This is a genomic window from Bradyrhizobium genosp. SA-4 str. CB756, assembly GCF_000473125.1.
In the GTDB taxonomy this organism is placed as follows: Bacteria; Pseudomonadota; Alphaproteobacteria; order Rhizobiales; family Xanthobacteraceae; genus Bradyrhizobium; species Bradyrhizobium arachidis.
Genome location: NZ_KI421499.1, coordinates 5,507,324 through 5,519,407 on the forward strand (window position 1 = coordinate 5,507,324; position 12,084 = coordinate 5,519,407).

Sequence of the window (12,084 nt, forward strand, 5' to 3'; positions counted from 1 at the left end):
CATCAGGCCGGAGCGTTCCGCTCCGGCGCTCTGATGTCCGCCTCTCTGCCGATAACGCTGCAATGGCGGACATCGCTGGATGGCGCGGATGGGCCAGAACTGACAATGCGATGGCTTCAATGGTGACTCCCGCCGAACCGGAAGAGCAAAAAATAGCCCGCCGGAACGAAAAACAATGTCAGCAACGAGGCGATGGCGAGCCCGGACATCATGAGTATCGCCATTGGCTGCCACAGCGCGCCACCCGCGATCGCCATCGGCGCCAGTCCGAGAACGGTAGTCGCCGAAGTCAAGAGGATCGGCCGTAGCCGCTTTTCGGCGGCCGAAACGATCGCGTCCCGTAAACTCAGCTCCCTTCGTTCGATGTCGATCTGATCAATCAATACGATCGCGTTATTGATGATGATTCCCGACAGGCTAATGATGCCGAGCGTTCCGAAGAAGGAAAGCGGTTGCCCGGTCAGCAGCAGGCCATAGGGGATGCCGATCAGGATCAGCGGAACGGTGATGAACGTCAGGAGCGTGCGGCGGAACGAGTTGAATTGCAGAATGATCGCAAGCACCATGACCCCCAGGGCAAGGGGAAATCCAGCGACGAGCTTCTGGTTTGTCTCCGCACTCTGTTCGATCTCACCTCCGATCGCGACATGATAGCCGCCTGCAAGGTTGAGAGTCTGCAGACCCGGGCGAATGGACTCGAGAAGCTGACCAGCCGTCATGGATGCACCCCGCGCAGACACCGTGATCGTTCGCTCCTGATTCTTCCGGCGGATGCGCGCAAGATCGAATTCGGGCCGCAGCCTCGCGAACTGCGCCAGCGGAATCAGACCGCCGTTCTTCGCAAAGGTCGCACTGGTGAGACCTTCCAGGTTTTCCGACGTGTAGGCTCCGGCGCGGAGCACGATCGGAATGAGATTGTCGCCTTCGCGATAGGTCGACACCGCGTCGCCGCTGAAATAGGTGTTGAGGAGCTGGGCGATGTCTTCCGTGGTTATTCCAAGCTGGCGCGCGCGGTCCTGATCTATCTCGACGACCACTTTGATGAGCTTGTTGCCCCAATCGTCCTCATTTTCCCGGACGCCCGCTACGGCGCGAAGCAGCGATTGCACGTGTTCGCTCAGCTTCAAGAGGCGATCGGCATCGGGTCCGGAGATCTCAACGTCGACGATCCCCGATTCCACGGCCCCCATTGCAAGACGCTTGATCTTGAAGCGCCCCTCGGGGTGATTGGTGTAGAGGTACTTCCAGGCACGATCCGCTGCCCGCACCGCGCCGGGGTAATCGTTGGCATCGACAAGGAAGAAGGCCGACGCGGGATCGGGCGCCACAGGGGTCAACGTCAGATAGAAGCGCGGACCGCCGTCTCCGATATAGACGATGTTGCTAGCGACCTCGGGATTTTGCGTTTTGTCGCCGAGCCATCTGGAAATCGCCAGAGCCTGCGTCTCGGTGCGGGAAATATCCGTGCCATCGGGCATGTTCATGTAGATCAGAAATTGGTTGCGCTCGCTTAGCGGAAACATCTGTCTCGGCACGCGGCCGAACAACGCAACAGAAAGCACGATCAGGCCGATGCACGCAGCCAGCACGAGAGGAGCGAACCGGAGCCCGGCCTGCAGGGCCGTGCCGTAAATCCGTTGCAGCGGTGACGGAGACGCGGGCCGGTTTTCGCTGATCTCGACGCGGCCGAACAGCCAGACGGTCAGTGCCGGTAGGATGTAGAGGGCGGCGAGCCAAGAACCGGCCAACGTCAGGGCGACGACTGCGGCGAGTGAGTAACCGTATTCGCCCGACGATCCCGGCAACAGAAACAGGGGCAAGAAGGCCGCGACCGTGGTAACCGAGGATATCAGCAGCGGAAAGGCATATTGCTCTCCGGAGGCAAGACCCGCAGCCTGGGCCGGCGTGCCGCGACCGATGCGACTGACGATATCCTCGACGATCACCACGCCATTGTCCACGAGAAGGCCAAGGGCAATGATGATGGCCGCGATCGAGACCTGCTCGAGCGCAATGCCGAGCTAACGCATGCCGATCAGCGCAAACATGATGGCAAACGGAACGATCATCGCCGCGATCAACCCCGCACGCAGGCCGAGAAACAGCACGACCAGCGCAGCCACGACCACGAAGGTTTGCGCCACGCTCGACAGCGCGGAATTGACGGAAGCGCGGACCTGATCGGCCTGGAAGCTCGCAAAGCTGATCGCGTACCCGATCGGAAGTTGTCGCTCATAGGCCTCCGCCTCGGCGCGCAGCCTCCGTCCGAGTTGCGTCACATCCTGGTCAGGCTGCATGATTACGCTGAGCACGACTGCGGCTCGCCCGTTGAAATAGACGGGCTTGGTCTTGGGAGAGACGTATCCGCGGTGAACGGTCACAAGATCGGCGAGCCGCACCAGGCTGTCCGTCACGCCCACGCGGGTCAGCATGGTCTCGATCGCACGCACGTTCGGAAAATCGCCGGATGTTTCCAACAGCAGTCGGGTGCCGTCCACGTTCATGGACCCAGATGGAACCACAACGTTCTGCGCCTGCAGATCTTTTACCAGCGCGTTGACCTGGACGCCGACGGAGCCGAGTTTGCGCACATCGAGCTCAAGCCAAACCCGTTCGTCCTGAACGCCGAGAAGGTCGATCTTGGCGGTCCCGGGCAGATCATAGAGCTTCTTGCGAAAGTCTTCCCCGACGTCCTTCAATTCTCGCTGTGAAAAGCCCTCGCCGGTGATCGCGATCGTCGCGATTGCGACGTCACCGAAGTCGCTGTTGACGAAGGGGCCGGCGACGCCGGCGGGCAGCTCGACCTTCACGTCGCCCATCTTGTCACGCAGACGTTGCCAGGTCGCATTGACGTTGCCAATCTCATCCTTGAGATCGACGTAAATGATGAGCGATCCTTCGCTGGCAAGCGTTCTGATATCCTTGACTTCGGCCAACTCGCGGATCTTGCGCTCGATCGGAATCGCAATCAGGTTTTCAACGCGCTCCGGTGCCATTCCCGGCGACAGCGCCGATACCACCGCGGTCCGGATCACGACGACCGGATCTTCACGCTTGGGAAAACTCGGGTAGAGCGCCACGCCCGCAGCAAGCAGTACGATCATGACTGCAATGGTGAATCGTGACCGGGCGAGACTAAATCGCGTGAGGAAGTTCACGTTGCTTACTCCTGCACGGGAAGAAGCTTCACTTTTTGCCCGTCAAACAGATAGGAGACGCCGGCAGACGCAACGATGTCTCCCTCGCTCAGACCTTCGGTGACGATCAGGCGATTGTCGCGAACGCCTCCGACGACGACCTTGCGCTTGAGCACCGTGGAGCTCTGGCCGTCATAGACAAACACCGTCGCAGGTCCCTTGAGTTCCTTGCCGCCCTCCGGCGCCAGCACGCTGATAGGCACCAGAAAGCCGCTTGGCCCACCGCTCAAGGGATCCTCGATCGTGACTTCGACCGACATTCCGGCATTCAATCCGGTAACGTTGTTGTCGAGCCGGACGACGGCTGGAAAGGCCGACACCTGCTCCGCTTTGGATCCGAGCTCTCTGATCTCCCCGGTCACGGAAACGTCGGGCAGGTCCGCGACCTTGACGCCGACATGCTGACCGACTTTCAGATTCTGAAAGGTCGGTGCCGGCACCAGGAAGGACATCTCGAAGCGGTCATCGCTGTACAGAGTGAGGATCGGCTGTCCGGCCGCAACCTGCGCGAATGACTTCGTGTCCACGCGCGCGACCGTGCCCGAGAACGGTGCGAGAAGCTTGCTGCGGTCGAGATTGTGACTCGCGAGATCAAGCTGCCGCTTCGCTTGGTCCACCTGCGCCCGGGAGGTCAGCAGCGCCGCTCGCGATTGGTCGAATATGGCCTGGGTCGTAACCCCTTTTTTGAGCAGGTCCTCCTTGCGCTGGAAATCCGCCTCTGCGTTGTCGAGCTGTGCCTGCGCCTGCTGCACGCCGGCGCCCGCCTGCTCGACCTGCGTCTGCAGTGAGCGGGGATCGATCTCAGCCAACACATCGCCCAAAGACACCTTCTGGCCGACGATGAGGGTGACCGCTCTCAGTTGGCCAGCGATCTCGAACGACAGGCTGCTGACGTCCGCCGGCTGCAGGACGGTGGGAAAGCGGCGAACACGGCTCCCGGCTGTCGTCGAGACCTTGTAGGCGCGAAGTCCGCGCAAGGGCTGGTCGGTGGCGGCCTGCTGCTTCTCGCTACAGCCCTGCAAACCAAAGACGACGAAAGCGCAGATGACGAGTCGAGAAGACGGTCGACGCATGGCTCTGCTCCGTTCATGGCGCGACAGCAAAGAACATGAACGCGGCGAAAATCATCAAATGGACGATGCCTTGAAGCACCGTGGTTCTGCCGGTGCCGAACGTAATCACGCTGATGAACAAAGTTATGGCCAGCAGGGATTGATCTTTGGAATCCAAACCGAGCTGCAGGCGCTGTCCGAGCACAATCGAGACCGCGGCAACGGCCGGAATGGTCAGGCCGATCGTCGCCAGGGCCGATCCCAGGGCAAGGTTGAGGCTTGTTTGCAACCGATTCATTTGCGCGGCTCTCAATGCCGCCAGGGCCTCGGGCAGCAACACAAGCGCTGCAATGACGACCCCGACGACGGCCTTCGGCACATCGAGGCGAGTGATGGTCAATTCAACCGTGGGGGTGAGAGCCTTCGCGAGCCCGACGATGCCGACCAGAGAGACCATCAGGAGGCCCGCGCTGAGCAGCGTCGTCTGCACAGACGGCGGATGCTCATGTATCTCCTCATCGTCGGTCTTGACCGGAAGAAAAAAGTCGCGATGCCGCACTGTCTGAACGAAAACGAAAGCGCCGTACAACACCAACGACACGAAGCCCGCGAAAACCAGTTGCGGCGTCGTATAGGCCGGCCCGAGTTCCGCTGCCGCATAGTTGGGAAGGATCAGGGCAAGAAAGGTGAGGGCCGCCAGCACGACGAGCGCCGCGCTTGCCCCCTGGATCTGAAATCCCTGCTCGCGATGCCGGGCGCCCCCCATGAGCAGGGACAGGCCGACAATGCCATTGCACACAATCATCACCGCAGCGAAGACCGTATCGCGTGCCAAACCTGCCTTTTCAGCCGGAGCCGCGATCATCACCGAAACGATCAGCGCGGTCTCAATTGTCGTGACGGCCAGAGCCAGGACCAGAGTCCCGAACGGCTCGCCGACACGGTGAGCGATCACCTCCGCATGGTACACGGCCGCGAACACGGCACCGAACAGCGCAATGCCTGCGAGCGCGGAGACCAATCCGCCGGCACCGAGTACGAGCGCGAGTAGAAGTACGAGCCATGAGGCGACCGGCCACGCCCACGTCCACCAGCTAGTCCGTGCTGCACTCATCCGCACCCTCGTGCCCAGCTTTGCCCGCCGAGGATAATGCTGAACGATATCGTTGGAACCGCTTGATCTAAGTCAATGCAGCGCGGAAGTCCGCTAATGGGATGGTCCGGCCGTGCTCCGGCCCTGCCAGCACGAGAAGCTGGCAAGGGGCGCTCAAGACAAGGAGCACGCCATGTCTCGGAAACTCAACGCAGCGATCGCCGTGATCGGCATCGATATCGGCAAGAACTCGTTCCACATCGTGGGTCATGATCACCGCGGTGCCATCGTGCTGCGGCAGAAGTGGTCACGCGGCCAGCTGGAAACGCGGCTCGCCAACCTGCCGCCGTGCGTGATCGGTATGGAGGCCTGCGTTGGCGCCCATCATCTCAGCCGCAAACTCCACATGCTTGGCCACGACGCCCGCCTGATGCCGGCGAAATACGTGCGCCCGTATTCGAAGGGACAGAAGAATGACTTCCGAGATGCGGAAGCCATCGCCGAGGCGGTGCAACGCCCGACCATGAAGTTCGTCGCAACCAAGACCGCCGATCAGCTCGACCTTCAGGCGCTGCACCGCGTCCGCGATCGATTGGTCGGTCAGCGTACCGGCGCCATCAATCAGATCCGTGCGTTCCTGCTGGAGCGGGGCATCGCCGTGCGGCAGGGCCTGCATGCCCTGCGGTTCGAGTTGCCGGGTATCTTGGCGACACGCGCCGATGTGCTCTCGCCTCGCATGTTGCGCATCATCGAGGGTCTGGCGGAAGACTGGCGCCGGCTGGATGAGCGTATCGAGGGGCTATCGAACGAGATCGAAACACTGGCCCGTCAAGATCAGGCCTGCCAGCGACTGATGACGGTGCCTGGCATTGGCCCGATCATCTCGAGCGCAATGGTGGCCGCGATCGGCACGGGAGACGTGTTCTCGAAAGGCCGCGACTTCGGCGCCTGGCTAGGACTGGTGCCGAAGCAGATATCGACCGGCGACCGCACGATCCTCGGCAGTATCTCAAGGCGCGGCAATCGCTACCTGCGCGCGCTGTTCGTGCAAGCCGCGTGGGTTGTGCTGGTCAAGGTCAGGTGTTGGGAGCGCTATGGCCTCAACTCCTGGATCGAAGCCGCCAAGAAACGATTGCATCACAACGTGCTGGCGATTGCGCTCGCTAACAAGCTCGCCCGGATCGCCTGGGCGGTCCTCAATAAGGGACGCGCCTTCACGTGCGTCAAGACGGAGGAGACGGCGTCTGGATCTGCTTGATCCTCGCGCCGTGCGCGGCGCGTCTGCGCGCGCAGGCCGGGACGAAGGAACGACCGCCAGGCACGAACAAAGGAACAGCGCGAAGTGAGGAGCTATCGATGACGTAACAATACCCTTACCTGCCGAGGTCTGCGAGAGGATGACACGACGATGGAGAATCGGTCTTCCCGACGCATGCGAACCCTGGTGACCCAAATGGCCCGGTCGAGGCCTGTCCGCTAACCAGATCACATGCGCGCTGATATCCATGATGGCCCGGAGCACTCCGCTCCAAGCAGAGGCCGGATACATTGATGCAAGACCGTATCTACCGCATCGTCGAAATCTTCTTGCACCGCACGGCCGGACCATACATTTGGGTCATGAACCGCCGATGACGGCCATACGAGGCGACTCCCGGCCTGCGCTCAGAAGCCGACGTCAACGAGCACGAGGCTCAATCCGCGATCCGGATGCAAACGCCAATCGGGCCGGGGCCGGATCGCAGACCCGCTAGGCTGCTGTTGCCCACAAATTCATGGCTTTCCGACACGGATCGCAATCTTGTCTGTCAGCTTGGCGGAGCAATGGTGTCGGGTACAAAATCCGTCGGCACCGAACCGTCAGGCAGATTTGCGAAGCGGCAGCCTGTTCGGTTGCTGTCTCGCCGCACGGCCGGTGGCGGCGATCGCCTCCATCTCCTCGACCAGGCTGGACCGATCGATATCGGCCTTCATGGCTTCGCCGAGGAGACCGGCTGCCATCCTGAATCGCGGCTCTGCGATCAATCGGTTCACCGCCGCGGCAATGTCCGCTACGGAGGCGGTTGGCGGCAATTGAAGCCCTGCCCCCTTCGCCTCGATGCGCGCGGCGTTGGCGGCCTGGTCCCGCCCCATCGGCAGAATGAGCTGCGGCAGTCCGTTGATGAGTGAGCGCGTGGTCGTTCCGTGGCCGCCTTGCGATATCACCACGGACACATCCTTCATCACCAGGTCGTGAGGAGCGCCCCGGACCAGATGCACGTTCTTCGGAGCCCTGAGATCGGCGACGTCCAGATTGGGACCGGCCGTTGCTAGGGCATCGACCTCGACCGCTTCCATCGCGTCGAGAATGCGCTGAAACATGTCGCGCTGACCTTGCGCGCCGGTGCTGCATGCGATCAGCGCGGGAGGACGACCCGACCGGGCCGACCATGGCGCTCGCCACGCCTCCGTCTCCAGAGACTTGGACCAGTTCGGGACATCGAGCAGCGGTCCGACATAGCGGAGATTGTCGGGCAGCGTGTCGGCCTGGAAGTCGAACGCCCGGCTGGTCGCAAGCAACAGCCGGCTGGCGCGATCGAACAGGTCGAAGACATCTCTCAGCGGAAATAGACCGAGATCGGCGCGTGCGCGATTGAGATCGGGCAGAAATGCATTGATCGTTTCGGCCTGCCTGACATTGGCCACGTCGACCTCGGCGCGCTGTTCCGGCGTCTTCGGTTGGGTCAATCCGCTGGTGGCCGGCGGCACTCCCGGCAGGGGCCGAAGGCTGACATGAGGCGACAGCAGAGCGAACGGCAGGCCGGATGCCTCCGCCCCCAGCGCGCCGCCAAACAGCACGTCAAGCACGAGAACGGCATCCGTCGGTACGCGGCCGATCTCATCGCGAAGATCGGCCGCATAGAGCACGGCCGGATCGAAGATGGCCCGGCGGAAAAAGTCGTTTATGTCCGAGACATCGACCGGATCCGCAGCCGTTCCGGTCGGAGCGCGGCGCCATGTGACGAATGCAAAGCCGGAGGCCTCGACTTCAGAGCGCATCGCCGGATCCGCCATCACCCGGATGTGGTGTCCGTTCTGGCGCAACCGCCGCGCCGCAGTCAGCATCGGGCTCAAATTTCCGAGCGTTCCCCACGACGCCAGCAGAAAATCATACGACATTGGCGAGCCCTTCCGTCACGCTGGTGAAATTGGCTTGCGATCCATCCTGGGCGCAGGCGTCCGGACGGATGCTTGGCCGCACTGGCCACGACAAGAATGAAGCACCACGCGCTACTGAAGGATGTCTCTTCAGGCCGGGATGGTTACAGCTGTAAGGGGAGGACGAGCGCTTGTCGGCGCAAAGCGGACATTTGAGTTGATGGCCGCAGGCGGACATTCGCATGTCTGCCTGCCGCACCTGTTGGCTCATCACCTGATCTTTGGCCTGATGGCGTCGACCGTTCCCTGGATGAAGGCCTGGAGCTTGACGACGTCCCCTTCCGTCAGCTTGCCGCTGAAATCCGGCATGCCCTGATCGCGGAATGGCCCGTGGAAGAGGATGTTCCTCAGATTGGCGATCTCGTCAGCGCCGACATAACCGAGATTGATGATGTTGCCGCCGCGGCCGACACCGGGCACGCCGTGGCAGGCGACGCAGGCCGCCTCGACATAGATCTCTCCACCTTTCTTGATATCGTTCGGATCGTACTTCACGCCCTGGAGCAGACCTTCGGTCTGATATTTGACGAACGCCGGCAGCTTCGCCGTGCCGCCGAGCGCGTATGTGTAGATCGTTCCCGGGTTCTGGTACTCGGTCACGCGATGCGTAAGGCCGTAGGAGCCGCCCCAGCCGACCGCAATCGAGATGTATTGTTTGTCGTCGACCATGTAGGTTGCAGCGGCCGCCACCGCACCGGTCCCGGTCGGGATTTCCCACAGCTTGGAGCCGTTTGCTGCGTCATAAGCGACGAAGCGGCCATCCGCCGTGCCCTGGAAAACCAGATTGCCAGCGGTGGTCAGCGTGCCGCCATTCCACGGCGACACGTGCTCGACGCGCCAGACTTCCTTCTGATTCACGGGATCCCAGGCGAGCAGACGTCCGAATGGGGTCGAGTTCGGCGGGTTGAAAACGAAGCCGATATTGCCGCCCAATATGCCGCCGAGCTTGCCCGGCGCGGCGGCGTTCTGCACGAATGACTTTTCCGGCGTCAGATTGACCGGGATGTGCTGCGCCGGAAGGTAGACGAGGCCGGTCAGCGGATTGAACGACATCGGCTGCCAGTTGTGAGCTCCGTCCGGTCCCGGAATGGACTCGTATCGATCTGCGTCGCGCGCAGCTGGCAACTCAATAGGCCGTCCGTTGGAATCGTATCCGGTCGCCCAATTCACATCGACGAAGTTCTTCGCCGAGATGAACTTGCCATTGGTGCGATCGATGACGAAGAAGAAGCCGTTCTTCGGCGCGTGCAGGATCACCTTGCGCGGCACGCCGTCGATCTTGATGTCGGCCAGGATCATCGGCTGGGTCGATGTATAGTCCCAATTGTCGCCGGGCGTTTCCTGGTAGTGCCAGATATACTGCCCCGTGTCGGCGTTTAGCGCGACGATGGAGGCGAGATAAAGATTATCGCCACCCGACGGACTGCGAAGCTTGCGATTCCAGGGACCGCCGTTTCCGGTGCCGACGTAAACCATGTTCAGATCGGGATCGAATGTGATCGTGTCCCACGGCGTGCCACCGCCTCCGTTGACCCAATATTTGCCTGAGGGATCCCAGGTCTTCGCCGCGGCTTCCATCGAAGCGTCCTCGAACGGCTTCGACGGATCCCCGGGCACGGTGAACCAGCGCCAGAGTTGATTGCCCGTCTCGCTGTCGTACGCCGTGATATATCCGCGCGCACCGTATTCGGCACCACTCTGGCCGATCACGACCTTGCCGTTGAAGACGCGAGGCGCGCCGGTGATCGTGTAGGAATGCTTGTGATCGATCAGCGTGTCCTTTTCCCAGAGCTTGGCCCCGGTCGCGGCATCGAGCGCGATCAAGCGTCCGTCATAGGCGGCAACGAAGACCTTGCCCTTGTAAAGCGCGAGCCCGCGGCTGACAGTGTCGCAGCAACCCCGATAGCCCTTGGACCGGTCGACGCCCGGATCGAACGACCAGATCTTTGTCCCGGTCCGTGCATCGATGGCATGGACCACGTTCCAGGGGGCCGGCTGATACATGATGCCGTCGACGACGAGAGGAGTTGCCTCGATCCCGCGCGAAGATTCGAGATTGTAACTCCAGACGAGCCCGAGCTCCCTGACGTTGTCGGTGTTGATCTGATTGAGCTTGCTGAACCGCGTTTCCGCATAGTCGAGGCCGACGGTCGGCCAATCCCAGGATGTTTTCGTATTGGCTTTGATAAAGTCGCCGTCGACTCTCGAAGTTTCCGCCTTGATGCGGTCCGGCGTCGCGCTAGTCGCGGTCTGCGCCAATGCACTGGAAGGCAGGGAAAGACCCAAAAGAGCAAAAAAGACGCTGAGCTCACGGAAGGCAATCTGAATCCTGAACCGGTCGCCCGAGGTTTTTTCAGGCCATTGGCACTCTGCGTTGGATCGTTCCATGCCTCACCTCCCGTGCACGTCGAGACCACGATGCGCGCGCATGCACGCGCCCGCTTCCGTTGATATGAAGCGTCGAGCCTCGCTCGACGGTGCTACTGAAGCGTTTCAGTCCCGGCATTCCCGATTGCAGTTGTAAGAAAGCGTCCTGCGCCGGACAGAGGCGACCGATAGCTGCAAGCGAGCCCGTGGCGGCAACACGTTTCAGGTCGCCGAGCTCAAGCGATCAAAGCGATTGCGCCAAAGCATGATCCGGAAAAGTGCGAAGCGGTTTAGCCTTGGTCAACCGTGACGACGGGGGCCTAATAGCTGGTGGAAAGCGGCAGCCTCTGTGCGATAGCACGAGGCTGATGAATGGAGAGGTTCAGATCTGGGATGATCCGTGAGCGGCTTGGCGTGAAATCCTGGGCGGACCCTGTGATTTCATCCTCGCCTTCGCCAAGCATGTCACTTGCCACCGGCAAGAATATTGATCGCGCTGCCGGCTATCGCGGTCAACGAGACAACTGAGATCGCCGCCTGCAGGAGCATCAGCAACTTGGCGCGGCGCGTCAGTGGCAGCACGTCGGTTGGACTGAACGCGAAGCTGGTCGTGAACGCGACGAACAGATAATCAGCATAGAGTGGGGACCACGATTCATAATGTGGCAAGCTGCTCCCCCGCTGCGGAAACAGAAAATCCCATGGCTCACCGGCCCGTGTGACCTCCTCGACTCCCGGGGGATCAATAATCCAATACCAGATTGAAAAAATCAAAATGTTCGACACCGCCATTAGCCCGACGTCGAGCAGAAGCGTGCGGACCGCCGGCGAGCCGGAACCGAACAGGGTGGCAATAAGGCCGCTCGTCTGGCCCAGCAGTCCCAACGTGAACCATGCGTTGACAAGAATGATTAACTGGAAAAGCGCACGTTTGAGTTTGAAGAGCCACAATATGCTCAGCGCTGTAACGAGGCCAAATCGCAAGACAATCAGGCCCTTTCCGAACAACGACACATCACTCGGCAGAAGGCCCCGCAAAGCGCCCAGCGTCATCGTGTAGGAGATGGCGCCCTGCGCAAGAGAGGTGGCAAACAAGATCAGCACAACCATCGTGAGGCTAGTGCCGCGATTGCGCAAGAAAGACTTCATTGCTGGCGCGAACATGGGGCTTGATCTG

At 61.3% G+C, this 12,084-nt stretch carries 6 protein-coding genes and 1 pseudogene; 1 reads left to right on the top strand and 6 read right to left on the bottom strand.

All coding sequences use genetic code 11. The features are described from left to right. Positions 1 to 116: 116 nt before the first annotated feature. From BRAGE_RS56920 to BRAGE_RS0126840, 3 genes and pseudogenes are all read right to left on the bottom strand, one after another. Positions 117 to 3,158: pseudogene (locus BRAGE_RS56920) on the bottom strand (efflux RND transporter permease subunit). A 5-nt stretch (positions 3,159 to 3,163) separates the two neighbouring features. Beyond that, positions 3,164 to 4,270, bottom strand: coding sequence for an efflux RND transporter periplasmic adaptor subunit (locus tag BRAGE_RS0126835; RefSeq protein ID WP_084334200.1), 1,107 nt, complete (start codon positions 4,268 to 4,270; stop codon positions 3,164 to 3,166). 13 nt (positions 4,271 to 4,283) lie between these two features. After that, positions 4,284 to 5,363: a calcium:proton antiporter gene (locus BRAGE_RS0126840; protein WP_092217868.1), complete on the bottom strand. Its 1,080-nt coding sequence runs from the start codon at positions 5,361 to 5,363 to the stop codon at positions 4,284 to 4,286. 172 nt (positions 5,364 to 5,535) lie between these two features. On the opposite strand from BRAGE_RS0126840, the gene BRAGE_RS0126845 reads away from it, so the two are divergent. After that, positions 5,536 to 6,600 carry an IS110 family transposase gene (locus tag BRAGE_RS0126845; RefSeq protein ID WP_028146371.1) on the top strand — a complete coding sequence of 355 codons (1,065 nt, stop codon included), beginning with the start codon at positions 5,536 to 5,538 and terminating at the stop codon, positions 6,598 to 6,600. A gap of 602 nt (positions 6,601 to 7,202) precedes the next feature. Here the strand turns inward: BRAGE_RS0126845 and BRAGE_RS0126850 are convergent. From BRAGE_RS0126850 to BRAGE_RS51740, 3 genes are all read right to left on the bottom strand, one after another. Further along, on the bottom strand, positions 7,203 to 8,501 hold the full coding sequence (locus tag BRAGE_RS0126850) for a glycosyltransferase (protein ID WP_027564358.1): 1,299 nt from the start codon (positions 8,499 to 8,501) through the stop codon (positions 7,203 to 7,205). Positions 8,502 to 8,750: 249 nt separating this feature from the next. Continuing rightward, complete coding sequence (locus BRAGE_RS49265) at positions 8,751 to 10,928, bottom strand: PQQ-dependent dehydrogenase, methanol/ethanol family (RefSeq protein ID WP_084334966.1); 2,178 nt, start codon at positions 10,926 to 10,928, stop codon at positions 8,751 to 8,753. A 444-nt stretch (positions 10,929 to 11,372) separates the two neighbouring features. Beyond that, positions 11,373 to 12,071 (bottom strand): hypothetical protein, encoded by a 699-nt coding sequence (locus BRAGE_RS51740; protein ID WP_051378033.1) that lies wholly within the window; start codon positions 12,069 to 12,071, stop codon positions 11,373 to 11,375. Between the last annotated feature and the right edge of the window lie 13 nt (positions 12,072 to 12,084).

Bases quoted from the DNA above. Each gene is read 5' to 3' on its own strand.
- BRAGE_RS49265 (WP_084334966.1), bottom strand. From the start codon at position 10,928: ATGGAACGATCCAACGCAGAGTGCCAATGGCCTGAAAAAACCTCGGGC.
- BRAGE_RS0126835 (WP_084334200.1), bottom strand. From the start codon at position 4,270: ATGCGTCGACCGTCTTCTCGACTCGTCATCTGCGCTTTCGTCGTCTTT.
- BRAGE_RS0126840 (WP_092217868.1), bottom strand. From the start codon at position 5,363: ATGAGTGCAGCACGGACTAGCTGGTGGACGTGGGCGTGGCCGGTCGCC.
- BRAGE_RS51740 (WP_051378033.1), bottom strand. From the start codon at position 12,071: ATGTTCGCGCCAGCAATGAAGTCTTTCTTGCGCAATCGCGGCACTAGC.
- BRAGE_RS0126845 (WP_028146371.1), top strand. From the start codon at position 5,536: ATGTCTCGGAAACTCAACGCAGCGATCGCCGTGATCGGCATCGATATC.
- BRAGE_RS0126850 (WP_027564358.1), bottom strand. From the start codon at position 8,501: ATGTCGTATGATTTTCTGCTGGCGTCGTGGGGAACGCTCGGAAATTTG.